The following is a 15,905-nucleotide window of genomic DNA, read 5'->3' as shown; positions in this document are numbered from 1 at the left end:
TGTGTCCCTGTTGAAGAATGAGGGGGGAGAGATGAGGCTCTTACGACAGGTCGCCGAGCTTGCGGACGGCGCCGCCGATCATTTCGTCGTAGCCGAGTGCGACTCGCTGCATCGACTCGAAATGGCGCATCGACTGGATCAACTGCACCATCTCCTGCATCGAACTGACATTCGAGTTCTCGAGAAAGCCTTGGCGCAGCTGTACTTCGCTGTCGGTGAGTTGCGAGGGGATCTGATCGGTGCTCATGAGGCCGTCGCCCATGCGCCGAAGATCCTTGGCGTTGTCGAACCGGACCACCTTCAGCTGTGCGACCGGCGCGGTCTCCGTGCCACCGCCGGGCTTGGATTCAAACACCTGTCCCGTCGCGTCGATCACGGGGTTGGGGCGTGAAAGCACGATCTCTCCTCCCACGCCCATGACGGGATTGCCTTGTGCCGTGACCAGCCGGCCACGCGCATCGAGCTGCCAGCTGCCCTGGCGCGTATAGGCCAGCCCTGCTTCAGTGGATATTTCGAAGAACCCTGGCGTGGTCAGGGCGACGTCCAGGCTCTGGCCGGTCGACTTCAGGGTGCCGGGGCGTGCATCTGTCTGGATCAGAAGCATGCCAGCAACGCCGGCGGCACCCGACGGCTCGGCCTGCGGCGATAGTCTGGCACCCAGCATCGCGTCGGAGAAAGCGGCGGCATTCGACGGCAGCGACGTCGCGACTTCTCGCTTGTATCCCGGCGTCGTGGCGTTGGCCATGTTCATGCTGATGCGCTCAAGGCGCGCCATGTCCTGTTGCATGCTTTGCAAGCTGATGGCGAGTACATCGGTCATAGGGTCTCCCGGAATCTCAGAGCTGGACGACGCTGAAGGACTTCAGCTCGATCGTGTGCGGTACTTCGGACATGGAGAGCACGCGCAAATGCGGCATCACACGCTCCGACAGCGAGCGAACATGGCGCCGCAGTTCGGGCGCGCACAGCAGCACGGGCAGCAGGTTGCTTTTCATCATGCGTTCGGCTTGCTGTACCAGCCGCTTCATCAATTGCTCGGTGAGGCGAGGATCGAGCACAAAGGGCTGGGCGCCCCCGGATTCGGTGGCGAGATGGACGCTTTGCATGAACTGGCTTTCGATGGCAGGGTCGAGCGTCAGGACCTGCAGTGAAGTGGCTTCGCCGAGAAGTCCCTGGCAGATGGCGTGTCCCAGGCGCTGGCGAACGATCTCGGTCAGTTGATTGGCGTCGCGGGTGGTGCGTCCGGCATCGGCGAGCGTTTCCAGGATCGCTTCCACGTGGCGGATGGAAACCTTCTCCTTGAGCAGGTTCTGCAACACCTTCTGCACGTCGCTGGACGACAGGACGGTCGGAATCAGTTCCTCGACGAGCCCCGGCTGGCTCTGCCGGACGCGGGCGAGCAACCTGTCGACTTCGGCACGCGTGAGCAGCGTCGCCGATTCGCGGCGGAGCATTTCTGTGAGGTGCGTCATGAAAACCGTGGGAGCGTCGACCAATGTGTACTTGGCATGGCTTGCCGCATCGCGCTGGCTTTCTTCGATCCACAGGGCTGGCAGGCCATAAGTTGGGTCGCGCGTGGGCTCGCCCGGAATGGACTTGGTGTCGCCGGCCGGGTGAATGGCCAGCAATCTGTCGGCACGTGCTTCTCCTTTGCCGACGAGCACGCCGTCCAGGTGAATTTCGTAGCGGTCAGCCGACAGGCGGGCGGAGTCCTTGAAGCGCACGCGCGGCAGCACGAGGCCGAACTCCTGCGCATGCTGCTTGCGGAAGGTGGAGATGCGCTCCATGAAGACGCTGCCGGGCTGGTTGATCACGGGCACCCAGTTGGCGCCGAGATAGATCTCGATCGGCTCCACCTGGAGCAGGCTGTAGGGATCGTCGCTTGCCGGCTGGGAAGCGCCGTCGGCCACGGATGCATCGCCAGCTGCAGTTGTGCCGGGGGACTGGCCGGAGGCGGCCTCTGCAGCCTTTGATTTCGCGGTGCGGTAGAGCATCGTGGCAGCCAGAAGGAAGCACACGGTGAGCGCCAATGTGGGGAGCGCGGGAATACCCGGCAACAGCAGCAATCCGCCCAGCGCCATGGCCACGAGCAGGAGCGTCTTCGGAAATGAGCTCACCTGTCGCAGCGCTTCGCGGCTCAGGTTCGCATCGGAGGCCGAGCGGGTCACGATGATGCCGGTGCCCACGGCGATGACGAGCGCGGGCACCTGAGTCACGATGCCGTCCCCGATGGTCAGCAGCGTGTAGGTCTGCAGGGCCTGGCCCCAGGGCATTCCATGCTGCATCACGCCGATCACGAGGCCGCCGATGATGTTGATGAGCAGGATGATGATGCCCGCGATCGCGTCGCCCTTGACGAACTTGCTGGCACCGTCCATCGCACCGTAGAAGCCGGCCTCCTTCTCGAGGTTCTTGCGCCGGCGCTGGGCCTCCGCCTGATCGATGAAACCCATGTTGAGGTCTGCGTCGATGCTCATCTGCTGTCCCGGCATGCTGTCCAACGTGAAGCGCGCGGCCACCTCCGAGACGCGTTGCGCGCCGCTGGTCACCACCACGTACTGCACCACGATCAGAATCAGGAACACGATGAGGCCGATGACGTAGTTGCCGCCCACTACGAATGCGCCGATGGCACCGATCACGCGCCCCGCGTCGCCGTCGGACAGGATCAACCTGGTGGCCGCCACGTTGAGCGAGAGGCGAAACAGCGTTGCGATCAGCAGCAAGGACGGAAAGGTCGAGAACTCCACCGGCCTGGCCATGTAAAAGGTCAGGAGCAGAACCAGGAACGCGAAGCTGAAGTTGCTCAGGATCAGGAAGTCGAGCAGCCCGCTGGGAATGGGGGCGAACAGCACGACCAGCACGCCGAGCACGAGCAGCACCAGCGCAATGTCGCTGTGCTTGCCGAGGACGCGAGCCAGTGCGTTCACGACGCGGCTCCCGTCGCCGGGCGAGCCGGCTGCCGCTGCTCGCGCATCGCGAAGACCCAGACGATGATCCGAGCCACCTGTGCATAAAGCTCGGGAGGCACGGGGTGATCGACCGGGAGCTCCTTGTAGATGCGCCTCGCCAATGCCGGGTTCTGCACGACCGGTATGCGATGGCGCGCCGCTATCTCGCGCATGGCGGCCGCCATGTGCCCGGCGCCCTTGGCCAGCAATTGCGGCGAGGCCATGCGTCCGTGGTCGTACTTCAATGCCACCGCCAGATGGGTGGGATTGGTGATCACAACGTCGGCGTTGCGTGTCTGACGCAGGGCCTGGCTGCGCTTGAGCATCTCGCGTCGGAGTTCTCGCAACCGCGAACGGATTCGCGGGTCGCCTTCGCGGTGCTTGGCCTCGTCTTTCTGCTCGCGCTGGCTCATGCGCATCTTCTTGGCGAACTCACGCCGCGTGTACATCAGGTCGACCAGAGCGATCAAGCCTAGAACCAGTGCCATCTTGAGTCCGATGCTGGCGAGGTCGTCCAGCAGGACGTGCAGGTAGCCGATGGCAGACAAGGAGGCCAGCGCGTAGAACTGGCTTGTCAGTGCCTTGAGTCCAAGGACGGCGACCAGGGTCAACAGCGCCAGTTTGACGAGTGCGCGCGCGGCATCGAACAGAACGCGCATCGAGAACAGCTTCTTCAGCCCATTGACCGGGTTGATACGGTCGAAGTCGATCTTCACTGGATCGAAGGAGAGGATCGGGCCGGTCTGCATCATGTTGCCGATGACAGCCGAAAGCATCACCGCGGCGAAGAAGGGAGCACATAGCGCGAGCATGGCGCGCACCGCACGCTCAATCATCGGCCAGAGGCCGGCACCGGAAGCATCCATGCGTCCGGCTTGAATGAGCAGCGCCTGATCGAAACGGAACTGATTCGATACGGTGGAGAACCCGCGCCAGGTCAGGTAGACAACGGCGACGGCGAAAACGACTGCCGCGACGACGTCCGTGCTCTTTGCGGTTTGCCCTCGCTCGCGCGCTTTCTGGAGCTTGTAGGGTGTGGCCGCTTCGTTGCGATCAAGGTCCTGTTCAGCCATCAGCGCCCCCGTTCCTGCGACGCAGGAGCGGCAACGAAGATGCCCTCCCAAGTGGAGGCAATGCTGGCGTAGGTGCGTGTCATGACGCCACCAATACCCATGAACCACAGCGACAACGCCACCAGGCCGGCGATGATTTTCACGGGGATGCCCATCGTGAACATGTTCATCTGAGGCAAGTTCCGGCCGATAACGCCCAAGGCGAACTCGACGAGCAATATGCAGAAGACAACAGGTGCGGCCAACGCGAACCCCAGGCTAAAGAGCCCGGCGGCTTGCTTCATCACGGGTGCGACCGAATCTGATATCGACCACGCCGCGCCGACAGGAAAGCGATCCAGGCTGTAACTGATGCCGCGCAACAGGGCGTGATGTCCATTGACCAGGAAGAACATCAATACGGCGAGATAGCCGAACGCCGAGGTCAGAATGGGAACCGGACGTTTGGTGACTGGGTCGACGATTTGCGCGATACCGAAGCCGAGTTGCACATCCAGCAATTGGCCGGCAACGGAAAACGCGCCAAACGCCAGCAGGATGCCAAGGCCCAGCATGGCACCCAATGCAAGTTCGGACATGGCGGCCACCACCAAGGCATCCCACCCCATCCATGGAGCCGGATGAGCTGGTAGACCTGCTGCCAGTGCCAACGACAGTCCAACTACCAGCAGGGTCCGAATGGAAGCTGGCAAGGGCATGGCATAGAAGACGGGGGTCATGAGCAAGGTGGCTGCAACCCGCAAGGCGAGCAAGCCAACAAAGACCATCCAGGTCGAGTCAAACGGCAACACATTCAATTCGGTCCCTCGATTCAGAACATCGACGGGATGCCGCTCCAGAGTTGGACCGTGAATTGAGTGAGCTTGCGAAGCATCCAGGGGCCCGCAAGGATCATCACGGCGCCAGCTGTGAAGAGCTTGGGAACAAATGTCAGCGACATTTCCTGGACTTGAGTGACCACTTGAAGCACGCTGATCACGATGCCAACCAGCATGGTCAGCCCCAGCAAAGGGAGGCAAACCAAGAGACCTGTCCAAAACAAGTCGGACATCATCTTTAGTGCTAGATCCGCGTGCATCATCCCCCCTGTTATTCGCCCGTACTTCAGAAAAATTGACTAACTGAGTTCGGGCAGCGGAGTGTACCGTTGACTAACAAATTGGAACAATGGTAAGAAATATGATACTTATGTATTAAATAAATTCTACTGTTCGTATTTAAGTGCTAATTTGCTATTGAGGTGAAGCGGTCAAGGCATAAAAAGTGAGGATTAATTCACAAGGTAGGGACGCACAGTTCTTGGATTTTTTCTTCATCCCTAGCTGAGCGCAGAAGAGATTCGTTGTCTTTCGGAAACACCGCTTAGGCTGCCCCGAGGCCAAGGCGGTCGTTCATGCGATCAAGAAGCTCGGCTAAGGCGAAATCGCTTCGCAAAACTCCATCGTGGTGGCCACGGTCGCCTGTCTTGGAAAGATCTCGCGCAGCAGGAACTCGTTCACCTTGGCATCCGGATCGGCGCACGCGTCCGACAGGACGATGACCCGATAGTCGAGGTCGTGCGCTTCGCGAACCGTGGAAAGCACAACGCCACTGGTGTGTACGCCGGCGAGCACCAGGGTTTCGATGCCCGCGTGCTGCAATTGGGCATGGAGGTCGGTCGTTGAGAAGGCGCCCACCCGCGTCTTGCGAACAATGATGTCGCCCGGCGCGACGCCCAAATCCGGATGGACGGCGGTCGATGGGGAGTCGAGATGCATATGGGCTCCCGCCGCTTTGACGCGCGCGCCCATGACGCTGTGCGCGGGAAAGCGCGTCAGGTCGGCCGCATCGAAAGCCACGCGCACGAAGCCCACCTTCGCGCCTCGCAAGCGCATCAGCTCCTGTACCGGCATGACCTTCGCGAACAGCGGCGCCGGATCAGGAAGGAAGCCGAGGATGCCGGGCTGGTAGTCCATGATCAGCAGCGCCGATCGCTGGATGTCTGCGGTTGAAAGCCTGTTCATGACACTCACACTGCCCAGACCTAGATGTAGAGACGCTCGAGCGCATCCCATTGGGGCTTGCCGACGAGGCGCTGGCGCTCGGCGAAAGGGGTTACCAGCGCGGGATCTTCCTCCAGGCGCTTGTCGTCGCGCAGGGCGGTGAGCGCTTTCTGCATGCCGACCACAGCGCCCTGCAATGCGGCGTTGGCGTAAAGCACGAAGCCGTAGCCTAGCGCGCCCAACTCCTGCGCACCGAAGGTCGGCGTCTTGCCGCCGATCACCATGTTCATGAGCTGGGGCTTGTTCAGCCGCTGGGGCAGCGCACGCACTTCGTCGGCCAGCGTCACGGCTTCCACAAACAGGATGTCGGCGCCGGCCTCGCTGAACTTCTGAGCGCGCTCGATGGCGGCCTCGAAGCCGTGCACGGCGGCCGCATCGGTGCGGGCCATGACGAGCAGGTCGCTGTCTTGCCGGGCGTCGACAGCGGCCTTGATCTTGCCGAGCATCTCGTCGGTGTCGATCACCGCCTTGCCCGAGAAGTGGCCGCAGCGCTTGGGGCTGACCTGGTCTTCGAGCTGGATGCAATCGGCCCCTGCCCGCTCGAGCACGCGCACGGTGTGGCGCACGTTGAGCGCATTGCCGAAGCCGGTGTCGGCATCGACCAGCAGCGGCAGGTTCACCGCATCGCGGATGCGCGCCGTGTGCTCGGCGATCTCGTGCAGGCCCATGAAGGCCTGGTCGGGCAGGCCAAGGTACATGTTGGTGACGCCCGCGCCGGTGATGTAGATCGCCTCGAAGCCGAGGTCTTCGACCACGCGCGCCGACATCGCGTTGAACGCGCCTGGCACCAGCACGCCACGGCGCGCATCGGCCAGCCGGCGCAGGGTTTTCTTCGGAGATTCGTTGGACGTGCTCATTGGGTTCTCAGTCTTCCTTCATGCCAGTGGCCTTCACGACGCTACCGAGCCTTGCGCGCTCTTCGTCGACGAACTTGGTGAAGCTCGCACGCGTGCCGCCGATGGGCTCGATGCCCATGTCCTTCAGGCGCTTGGCTGTCTCCGGCGATTTCATGGCCGCATCGATCGCAGCAGCCATCTTGTCGAGGATGGCGTCTGGCGTGCCGCGCGGCGCATGCACGCCGGCCCAGTGCGCGATGCGGATCTCGGGGAATCCCTCTTCAGTTGCCGTCGGCAGCTCGGGGTAGGCCGAGATGCGCTGCGTCCATGTGCCCGCCAGCGCCTTCAGCTTGCCGCTCTTGATGTACGGCAGCACCACGATGCTGGCCTCCGACGTCGCCTCGACCTGGTTGCCGAGCACTGCGGTGATCGACTCCGAGCCGCTCTTGTAGGGCACCACGTCGAGCTTGCTGCCGTACTTGGTTTCGAGAATGCCTTCGACGAAATGCGGCGTGCTGCCCGTGCCCGCCGTGGCCCAGTGAAAGCCGTTGCCGGCCTTCTTCGACGCGGCAACGAACTCCTTCAGGTCCTTGTACGGCGCATTGGCCGGCACCACCACCACCGAGGGCGCCAGCGCGATCATGGCCACCGGCACCAGTGCGTCGTCTTTGTACGGCATGTTCTTCTTGATCATGCTGTTCGACACCACGCCGGCCGCGCTCACCAGGAAGGTGTAGCCGTCGGGCGCGCTCTTGGCGACCACGTCGGCGCCGAGGATCGCGCCCGCGCCGGGCTTGTTGTCGATGATCACCGGCTGGCCGAGCTGCTTCGACGCCCCTTCGGCCGCGGCGCGCGCCATCAGGTCGTTGGCACCGCCCGCAGAGAACGGCACGACGAGCCGGATCGGCTTGGTGGGCCACGTTTGTGCCTGGACGCTCAGAGGTAGCGTGCAAGCCAGGGCGGCGGCGGTTGCGCATGTCACTGCAGAAAGGCGACGGAAGTTCACGGTTGGCTCCTGGTTATTTGGGAAGACAAGACCACGGGAGGTCTTGTCCAGGGTGCGCAAGCGCTATGCCACAGACCTGATTGGCAAGTCGTTGGATATAAGTCATTGATTTAAAAGGAATTTATGACTTTCCTCGGCAGCTTTTTCATGCGTGATGTTTCAAATTCATTTCACATTTGAAACCATAAAATTCGTCGAATGAATGCACTCGTCCTGCCACCTGCCCATTCGCCCGCCGTGCCTCGCCGGCCTCGCATCGTGGCCGTAGCTCGCCACCGACTGGGCCGCGTGCTGGTACGACTGGTACCCGAGGTGGCGGCGCAGGCGCAGATCGAACTGGTAGGTCTTGCCTTCGACGAGGCCGTCGAAGCGGTGCGTGAGCTGCATGCGCGCGCACCGGTCGACGCGGTGGTGGCGGCAGGTGCCAGCGGCGAATGGCTGCGCCAGCATCTGGACATCCCGGTGGCCATGGTGGAGGTACGCGGCTTCGACCTGATGCGTGCGCTGGCGGCCGCGCGCGCCCTCTCGCCCCGGGTGGGACTGGTGTCGTTCGACGGTCCCTCAGAGCATCTGGCGCAACTCGACGCCCTGTTCGGCATGGGCATCGCCCAGTTCAGCTATCGGGGCGCCGACGACGCTCCCGCCTGCGTGGAGGCGTTGCGCGCGGCTGGCGTCCAGGCAGTGGTTGCGCCTGGCCTGGTCTCCGACCTGGCCGAGCAAGCCGGCATTGCCAGCGTGCTGATGTACTCGGACGATGCCGTGCGCCAGGCGCTGCAAGACGCCATCCATCTCGCGCGCCACAGCCTTGCCGAACGGGCGCGCCACGAACGGCTGAACACCGTCCTCGGCCAGTTGCAGGACGGCGTGGTCGCGGTGGACTTGCAGCAGCGCATCGAGGCGCTGAACCCGGTCATGGCGGAACTGCTGGGTGCCTCTGTCCAGGAACTGGCGGGCCGCGTGCTGGGCGAGGTGGAGCCCGTGCTGGACCTCGGCGCCACGCTGCGCCTGCGCGAGGCCCCGGCCGAGGAGGTGCTGCAGATCGGCATGCGTACGCTGGTGGTTCGGCGCGCGCCCGTCATGGAAGGCGGCGAGGTCACGGGGGCGCTGCTCGTGTGCCGCGACCCGGCGGTGATCCAGCGCGCGGACCGCCACCTGCGCGCCAACCAGCGGCAGCGGGGCGCACCCACGCGATACCGGCTTGAAGCATTCACAGGCGACAGCCCTCTGGCGCAACGCGTGCGCGAGCTTGCCGCGCAATGCGCCTCGAGCGAGGCCACGGTCCTCATCGTCGGGGAGAGCGGCACCGGCAAAGAGCTTGTGGCGCAGGGCATTCATACCGCCAGCCGGCGAGCGACGCAGCCGTTCCTGGCCGTGAACTGCGCCGCTCTGGGCGAGAGCCTGCTGGAGAGCGAGCTGTTCGGCTACGAGGAAGGTGCCTTCACTGGTGCGCGGCGCGGCGGCAAGACAGGTCTGGTCGAGGCCGCCCACACGGGCACTCTGTTTCTCGACGAGATCGGCGACATGCCCCTGGCGCTGCAGACCCGGCTGCTGCGCGTGCTGCAGGAGCGGGAGGTGCTTCGCCTCGGGGCGACCGCTGCCGTTCCGGTGGACCTGCGCGTGATCGCGGCCACCCATGCCGACCTCGCATTACAGGTGGAGCGCGGCCTCTTCCGGCGCGACCTGTACTACCGGCTCGCGGTGTTGCGCATCGAGATGCCGCCTCTGCGCGATCGCGGAGCCGACATCGCGCTCATGGCTGCCGAACTGATGGCTCGCCGCGCCGGCAGGGCTGGCGTACCGGCAGTGCAGGCATCGGCCTGGCTCGCCGCTTTGCTGGAGCTGGCCGCGGGCTACGGTTGGCCTGGCAATGTGCGCGAGTTGGAGAACCTGGTCGAGCGCCTGCTGGCATGCCACAGCTACCTGGCGCCCGCCGGCAACCTGGACCGGGCCCGCCTGCTGGAGGTATTTCCCGAATGCACCCAAGCTCGCCCGGCGCCCGTGCGAGAGCGCCTGCTGAAGGGCGCACGGCGCGCCGCCGAACTCCGTCGCGTGCGCGAGGTGCTTCAATCGGTGCAGGGCGACCAGGCCAAGGCCTGCGTCGTCCTCGGCATCAGCCGCGCCACGCTGTGGCGGCGGCTGCGCGACGAAGAGTCGGCGAAGGACCCCGGTCCCGCGCCAAAGAAAACGCGCGCCTAGCGGCTTACACGTCGATATTCGCCGCCCGCAACGCGTTCTGCTCGATGAACTCGCGGCGCGGCTCCACCTCGTCGCCCATCAGCATCGTGAACACGCGATCGGCCTCGATCGCATCGTCGATCTGCACGCGCAGCAGGCGGCGCACGGTCGGGTCCATCGTGGTTTCCCACAGCTGCTCGGGGTTCATCTCGCCCAGGCCCTTGTAGCGCTGGCGCGAGGTGGCGCGCTCGGCTTCGCCGATGAGCCACTTCATGGCTTGGCGGAAGTCGTCGACCTTTTCTTCCTTGGCGCGTTCGCCTTCGCCGCGCTTCACCAGCGCGCCTTCGGGGCTCAGCAGGCCTCGGAAGGTGTTGGCGGCTTCGGCGAGCGCGGCGTAGTCGGCGCCGTGCACGAAGTCTTGCGTGATCACGCTGCTCTTGATGTTGCCGTGGTGGCGACGGCTGATGCGCAGCAGCGGCTTGTCGGTGCGCGCGTCGAACTCGTTGCTCACCTCGGCCGGAATGCCGGTGGTGTTGAGCTCGCGCAGCTTGGCTTGCAGCGCGACGGCCGAGGCCTCGGCGGCGGGCGTGGTGTCGAGGTCGAGCGCCACGCCGTCAGCGATGGCGCGCAGCGCCTCGGCGTCCATGAAGTTGCGCAGGCGCGCGATCACGGCCTCGGCCACCTGGTGCTTGCGCGCCAGCTCGCCCAGGGTGTCGCCGCTCAGCGTGGTGGAGTTGGCGCCGCCTGTCTGCAGGCTCGCATCTTTCAGCGCCACCTTGAGCAGGAAGGCGTCGAGCGCGGGGCCGTCCTTCAGGTACTGCTCTTCTTTGCCGACCTTCACCTTGTACAGCGGCGGCTGCGCGATGTAGATGTGGCCGCGCTCGACCAGCTCGGGCATCTGGCGATAGAAGAAGGTGAGCAGCAGCGTGCGGATGTGGGCGCCGTCGACGTCGGCGTCGGTCATGATGATGATGCGGTGGTAGCGCAGCTTGGCGACGTTGAAGTCGTCCGCGCCGCCGCCCGCCGTGGTCGCGCCGGCGCGGCCGATGCCGGTACCCAGCGCGGTGATCATCGTGAGAATTTCGTTGCTGGTGAGCAGCTTCTCGTAGCGAGCCTTCTCGACGTTCAGGATCTTGCCGCGCAGCGGCAGGATGGCCTGGAACTTCCGGTCGCGGCCCTGCTTGGCGGAGCCGCCGGCGGAGTCGCCCTCCACCAGGTAGACCTCGCACAGCGCCGGATCTTTTTCCTGGCAGTCGGCCAGCTTGCCGGGCAGGCCCATGCCGTCGAGCACGCCCTTGCGGCGCGTCATTTCGCGGGCCTTGCGGGCGGCTTCGCGGGCGCGGGCGGCCTCGACGATCTTGCCGCAGATGATCTTGGCGTCGTTCGGGCGTTCCTGCAGGTAGTCGGTGAGCAGCTTGCCGACGATGTCTTCCACCGGCGCGCGCACTTCGCTGGACACCAGCTTGTCCTTGGTCTGGCTCGAGAACTTGGGCTCGGGCACCTTCACGCTCAGCACGCAGCACAGGCCTTCGCGCATGTCGTCGCCGGTGACTTCGACCTTCGCCTTCTTCGCGAACTCGTTCTCTTCGATGTACTTGTTGATGACGCGGGTCATCGCGGCGCGCAGGCCGGTGAGGTGGGTGCCGCCGTCACGCTGCGGGATGTTGTTGGTGAAGCACAGCACCTGCTCGTTGTAGCCGCTGTTCCACTGCATCGCCACTTCGACGCCGATGTGCGTGCCGGGGATGCCGCCATAGGTGTCGGCCGGGCGCTCGCCTTCGGCATAGAACGAGTTCGGATGCAGGACGGTCTTGCCCTTGTTGATGAACTCCACGAAGCCGCGTACGCCGCCGGCGCCGGAGAAGTCGTCTTCCTTGCCGGTGCGCTCGTCCTTCAGGCGGATGCGCACGCCGTTGTTCAGGAAGCTCAGTTCGCGCAGGCGCTTGCTGAGGATCTCGTAGTGGAAGTCCGAGTTCTCCTTGAAGATCTGGGTGTCGGGCAGAAAGTGCACCTCGGTGCCGCGCTTGTCGGTGTCACCGATGATCTTCATGGGCGAGACTTCGACGCCGTTCACCGTCTCGAGCAGACGGTTCTGCACGAAGCCGCGGCTGAATTCGAGTTCGTGGATCTTGCCTTCGCGGCGCACCACCAGGCGCAGCATCACGCTCAGCGCGTTCACGCAGCTCACGCCCACGCCGTGCAGGCCGCCCGAGACCTTGTAGCTGTTCTGGTTGAACTTGCCGCCGGCGTGCAGTTCGGTGAGGGCGATTTCGGCAGCCGAGCGCTTGGGCTCGTGCTTGTCGTCCATCTTCACGCCGGTGGGGATGCCGCGGCCGTTGTCGGTAACGCTGATCGAGTTGTCGCTGTGGATGGTCACGACGATGTCGTCGCAATGGCCAGCCAGGGCCTCGTCGATGGAGTTGTCGACGACTTCGAACACCAGGTGATGCAGGCCGGTGCCGTCGGAGGTGTCGCCGATGTACATGCCGGGGCGCTTGCGCACGGCTTCAAGCCCTTCGAGGATCGTGATGGAGCCTTCGCCGTAGCTGGTGTCGGGGGCCACGGTGTCGATCTCGGGGATGTAGACGGGCTCGGTGTGGGGCACGTCGGGCTTGTTTTCTTCAGCACTCATTCGGATATTCCTCTAACTCTCACGGCAACCGGGCGGTACGCTGTTCCATACTGGAAATACCGCGGAACCGGCTTTGCCGGGCCGCTGGTATTGCCCCCTGCAAGGGGGTTGGCGGCCACACGAAGTGGGCAAGCCTGGGGGTGAATCAAGCTCTTTCTAGATACGCATCGGCATCACGACGTACTTGAAAGATGCGTTCTCGGGGATGGTTAACAAGGCCGAGCTGTTGGAGTCGGCAAGGTCCAGCTTGACCATGTCCTGGTCCATGTTCGACAGCGCGTCGATCAGGTAGGTCACGTTGAAGCCGATTTCGATGGCGTCGCCGCCGTAGTCGATGTCGAGCTCATCTTGCGCTTCTTCCTGCTCGGCATTGTTCGATGCGATGCGCAGCGTGCCCGGCTCGATGTTCAGGCGCACGCCCTTGAACTTCTCGCTGGTCAGGATGGCGGTGCGCTGCAGGCTGGCCAGGAGCGGCGCGCGGCCCAGCGTGACGGTGTTCTTGTGGTTCTTCGGGATGACGCGGTTGTAGTCGGGGAACTTGCCTTCGACCAGCTTGGTGACGAACTCCATGCCGCCGAAGCTGAACTTGGCCTGGTTGTTCGCAAACTGCATCTCGATGGCGCCTTCGGCGTCGGACAGCAGGCGCTGCATTTCGAGCACGGTCTTGCGCGGCAGGATGACTTCCTGGCGCGGCACTTCGACGTCGAGCGTGGCCGACGAGAACGCCAGGCGGTGGCCGTCGGTGGCCACCAGGCTCAGCTGCTTGCCTTCGGCGACGAACAGGATGCCGTTCAGGTAGTAGCGGATGTCGTGCACGGCCATGGCGAACGACACCTGCGAGAGCAGGTCTTTCAGCGTCTTTTGCGGCACGCTGAACACGGGGCCGAAATTGGCGGCTTCCTGCACCAGCGGAAAGTCTTCGGCGGGCAGCGACTGCAGCGTGAAGCGGCTCTTGCCGCCCTTGAGCACCAGCTTGCTCGCGCTCGATTCGAGGCTCACGGTCTGGTCGGCCGGCATGGTGCGCAGGATGTCGATCAGCTTGCGCGCGCCGATGGTGGTGGTGAAGTTGCCTTCGTCGCCGCCGAGTTCGGCAGTGGTGCGGATCTGGATTTCGAGGTCGCTGGTGGTCAGCTGCAGCTGGCCGCCGGTCTTGCGGATCAGCACGTTCGCCAGGATCGGCAAGGTGTGACGCCGCTCCACGATGCCCGCCACCGACTGCAGCGCGGCGAGGACCTTGTCTTGGTTTGCCTTCAAAACGATCATGTCTTCTTCCTCTTCTCTATCTCTTTGAATCAGCTTGTAAGACGCCATTCTCCGCTGTCGCGAGGGGCACCCTTGATGACATTCGGCGGTCAGCCCTTGAGCGTCTGTTCGAGCACGTGGAGCTGCTGGTTGAGCTCGGTGAGCTGCTGGCGCTCGCCCGAGATCTTGCGCACCGCGTGCAGCACCGTCGTGTGATCGCGCCCACCGAACAGCTCGCCGATTTCCGGCAGGCTTTTCTGCGTGAGCTCCTTGGCCAGGTACATCGCGATCTGCCGCGGCCGCGCAATGCTGGCCGGGCGTTTCTTGCTGTACATGTCGGCGACCTTGATCTTGTAGTAGTCGGCCACCGTCTTCTGGATATTCTCGACGGAGATCTGCCGATTCTGGATCGACAGCAGGTCGCGCAGCGCCTCGCGCGCCAGGGCGATCGAGATCTCCTTCTGGTTGAAGCGCGAGTACGCCAGGATCTTGCGCAGCGCGCCTTCGAGCTCGCGCACGTTCGAGCGCACGTTCTTGGCGACGAAGAAGGCCACTTCTTCCGGCATTTCGGCCGATTCGGCGCGCGCCTTGTTGATCAGGATGGCCACGCGCATTTCGAGCTCGGGCGGCTCGATGGCGACCGTCAGGCCCGAGTCGAAGCGCGAAACCAGCCGCTCGTGGATGTCCGCCAGCCCCTTCGGATAGGTGTCGCTGGTCATCACGATGTGCGACTTCTTGGCGAGCAGGGCCTCGAACGCATTGAAGAATTCTTCCTGCGTCCGGTCCTTGTTGGCGAAGAACTGCACATCGTCGATCAGCAACAGATCGAGCGAGTGGTAGCGCTCCTTGAACTCATCGAAAGTCTTGCGCTGATAGGCTTTGACCACATCCGAGACGAATTGCTCGGCATGGATGTAGAGAACTTTGGAATCTGGCTTGTCGGCCAGCAGCCGGTTACCCACAGCGTGCATCAGGTGGGTCTTGCCCAGGCCGACGCCGCCGTAGATGAAAAGCGGGTTGTAAAGATGGCCCGGCATGCCGGCCACGTGCATAGCCGCGGCGCGCGCCATGCGGTTGGCCGTGCCCTCGACCAGGGTGTCGAAAGTGAGGCCGGAATTCAGGCGGTTCTTGAAGCCGGCCGCGGCCGGCTCCTCGCCCGGACCGGCCACGTCGCGGGGCACGTCCGTTTCGGTCATGACAGCCATGGGTGCAGAGCGCACGGGCACTTCGCGAGGAGCGAGTGCTAACTCGATGGCAACCGGTTGGCCGTACATCTTCTCGGCCATGGCGGCGATCTTGCCGGCGTACTGGGCCCGGATCCAGTCGAGCTTGAAGCGGTTGGCGACGAACACCGTCATGCGCGACAGGTCGTCGGCGACCTGCGCTGTCAGGGGCTTGATCCAGGTGTTGAACTGCTGCTCGGACAGCTCCTGCGCGAGCTGGTCGACGCAGGCCTGCCAGAGGCTTTCGCCGATGCCGTCAGTCGACATGGGCGCTTGAAAAAGTGATGAGACCCTCGGGCATTTTTGGTATAGGTATTGTGGATATTCTCTGCTGGAAGGCGCTCGGCATTCTAACTTGTCAAAACCTTATCCACACGCTGGCCGACATGTCGAAAGGCCCGCAAATCTGCTCAAAGATTGTTCCGGCGGCCAATGTTTGCGATAATTGCGGGTTTCCCTGAAAACCTCATTGCGTCTTTCGGGGGCCATCCGAAACACGCTCCCCAGCGCCCGCAGGTTTTTTCATGCGGAAATCAGGGAATCTGGAACCATCATGAAACGCACATACCAAGCATCCAAAGTCCGCCGCGCCCGTACCCACGGCTTCCTGGTCCGCATGAAGACCCGCGGCGGCCGTGCCGTCATCAACGCACGCCGCGCCAAGGGCCGCAAGCGCCTGGCCGTCTGACGGCAGACCACCTGCCGTTGCCAGCAGCCGACACGTC

13 protein-coding genes are annotated in these 15,905 nt (G+C 63.8%); 2 read left to right on the top strand and 11 right to left on the bottom strand.

The genetic code is table 11. The features are described from left to right. Positions 1-40: 40 nt before the first annotated feature. The 8 genes from ACSFBF_RS19170 to ACSFBF_RS19135 form a co-directional block, all read right to left on the bottom strand. Complete coding sequence (locus ACSFBF_RS19170; RefSeq protein WP_435469652.1) at positions 41-820, bottom strand: flagellar hook-basal body protein; 780 nt, start codon at positions 818-820, stop codon at positions 41-43. A gap of 16 nt (positions 821-836) precedes the next feature. Next, positions 837-2,930: a flagellar biosynthesis protein FlhA gene (flhA, locus tag ACSFBF_RS19165; RefSeq protein WP_435469650.1), complete on the bottom strand. Its 2,094-nt coding sequence runs from the start codon at positions 2,928-2,930 to the stop codon at positions 837-839. Continuing rightward, a complete protein-coding gene (locus ACSFBF_RS19160) occupies positions 2,927-4,024 on the bottom strand; it encodes an EscU/YscU/HrcU family type III secretion system export apparatus switch protein (RefSeq protein WP_435469648.1) in 1,098 nt (365 codons plus the stop codon). The genes flhA and ACSFBF_RS19160 overlap by 4 nt, the downstream gene beginning before the upstream one ends. Further along, the gene (locus ACSFBF_RS19155) at positions 4,024-4,815 is read right to left on the bottom strand and encodes a flagellar biosynthetic protein FliR (protein ID WP_435470061.1); all 792 of its coding nucleotides are present in this window, start codon (positions 4,813-4,815) and stop codon (positions 4,024-4,026) included. Before ACSFBF_RS19155 ends, ACSFBF_RS19160 begins: the two co-directional genes overlap by 1 nt. Before the next feature lie 20 nt (positions 4,816-4,835). Further along, positions 4,836-5,075: a flagellar biosynthetic protein FliQ gene (locus tag ACSFBF_RS19150; RefSeq protein WP_435469646.1), complete on the bottom strand. Its 240-nt coding sequence runs from the start codon at positions 5,073-5,075 to the stop codon at positions 4,836-4,838. Between the two features lie 361 nt (positions 5,076-5,436). Next, on the bottom strand, positions 5,437-6,027 hold the full coding sequence (locus ACSFBF_RS19145) for a cysteine hydrolase family protein (protein WP_435469644.1): 591 nt from the start codon (positions 6,025-6,027) through the stop codon (positions 5,437-5,439). Positions 6,028-6,047: 20 nt separating this feature from the next. After that, positions 6,048-6,923 (bottom strand): isocitrate lyase/PEP mutase family protein, encoded by an 876-nt coding sequence (locus tag ACSFBF_RS19140; protein WP_435469642.1) that lies wholly within the window; start codon positions 6,921-6,923, stop codon positions 6,048-6,050. 7 nt (positions 6,924-6,930) lie between these two features. After that, positions 6,931-7,884 carry a tripartite tricarboxylate transporter substrate binding protein gene (locus ACSFBF_RS19135; RefSeq protein WP_435470059.1) on the bottom strand — a complete coding sequence of 318 codons (954 nt, stop codon included), beginning with the start codon at positions 7,882-7,884 and terminating at the stop codon, positions 6,931-6,933. 222 nt (positions 7,885-8,106) lie between these two features. On the opposite strand from ACSFBF_RS19135, the gene prpR reads away from it, so the two are divergent. After that, positions 8,107-10,104, top strand: coding sequence for a propionate catabolism operon regulatory protein PrpR (prpR, locus tag ACSFBF_RS19130; protein WP_435469640.1), 1,998 nt, complete (start codon positions 8,107-8,109; stop codon positions 10,102-10,104). A 4-nt stretch (positions 10,105-10,108) separates the two neighbouring features. Here the strand turns inward: prpR and gyrB are convergent, their stop codons facing one another. From gyrB to dnaA, 3 genes are all read right to left on the bottom strand, one after another. After that, positions 10,109-12,715 carry a DNA topoisomerase (ATP-hydrolyzing) subunit B gene (gene gyrB, locus ACSFBF_RS19125; RefSeq protein WP_097197559.1) on the bottom strand — a complete coding sequence of 869 codons (2,607 nt, stop codon included), beginning with the start codon at positions 12,713-12,715 and terminating at the stop codon, positions 10,109-10,111. A gap of 156 nt (positions 12,716-12,871) precedes the next feature. Further along, a complete protein-coding gene (dnaN, locus tag ACSFBF_RS19120) occupies positions 12,872-13,978 on the bottom strand; it encodes a DNA polymerase III subunit beta (protein ID WP_093054972.1) in 1,107 nt (368 codons plus the stop codon). Positions 13,979-14,067: 89 nt separating this feature from the next. After that, on the bottom strand, positions 14,068-15,447 hold the full coding sequence (dnaA, locus tag ACSFBF_RS19115) for a chromosomal replication initiator protein DnaA (protein ID WP_435469638.1): 1,380 nt from the start codon (positions 15,445-15,447) through the stop codon (positions 14,068-14,070). A gap of 286 nt (positions 15,448-15,733) precedes the next feature. Between dnaA and rpmH the strand changes: the two genes are divergently transcribed. After that, positions 15,734-15,868, top strand: a complete 135-nt coding sequence (gene rpmH / locus ACSFBF_RS19110; RefSeq protein WP_007834827.1) for a 50S ribosomal protein L34 — start codon at positions 15,734-15,736, stop codon at positions 15,866-15,868. Positions 15,869-15,905 lie beyond the last annotated feature (37 nt).

This window comes from Variovorax nivicola (genome assembly GCF_051216475.1).
GTDB lineage: Bacteria > Pseudomonadota > Gammaproteobacteria > Burkholderiales > Burkholderiaceae_C > Variovorax.
The sequence above is the reverse complement of the archived record's forward strand: the minus strand, read 5'-3'. Positions and strand labels throughout refer to the sequence as shown.

Excerpts from the sequence above, each read along its gene's own strand:
- ACSFBF_RS19170 (WP_435469652.1), bottom strand. The coding sequence starts at position 820 with ATGACCGATGTACTCGCCATCAGCTTGCAAAGCATGCAACAGGACATG.
- ACSFBF_RS19160 (WP_435469648.1), bottom strand. The coding sequence starts at position 4,024 with ATGGCTGAACAGGACCTTGATCGCAACGAAGCGGCCACACCCTACAAG.
- ACSFBF_RS19150 (WP_435469646.1), bottom strand. The coding sequence starts at position 5,075 with ATGTCCGACTTGTTTTGGACAGGTCTCTTGGTTTGCCTCCCTTTGCTG.
- ACSFBF_RS19145 (WP_435469644.1), bottom strand. The coding sequence starts at position 6,027 with ATGAACAGGCTTTCAACCGCAGACATCCAGCGATCGGCGCTGCTGATC.
- ACSFBF_RS19140 (WP_435469642.1), bottom strand. The coding sequence starts at position 6,923 with ATGAGCACGTCCAACGAATCTCCGAAGAAAACCCTGCGCCGGCTGGCC.
- prpR (WP_435469640.1), top strand. The coding sequence starts at position 8,107 with ATGAATGCACTCGTCCTGCCACCTGCCCATTCGCCCGCCGTGCCTCGC.
- gyrB (WP_097197559.1), bottom strand. The coding sequence starts at position 12,715 with ATGAGTGCTGAAGAAAACAAGCCCGACGTGCCCCACACCGAGCCCGTC.
- dnaN (WP_093054972.1), bottom strand. The coding sequence starts at position 13,978 with ATGATCGTTTTGAAGGCAAACCAAGACAAGGTCCTCGCCGCGCTGCAG.
- dnaA (WP_435469638.1), bottom strand. The coding sequence starts at position 15,447 with ATGTCGACTGACGGCATCGGCGAAAGCCTCTGGCAGGCCTGCGTCGAC.
- rpmH (WP_007834827.1), top strand. The coding sequence starts at position 15,734 with ATGAAACGCACATACCAAGCATCCAAAGTCCGCCGCGCCCGTACCCAC.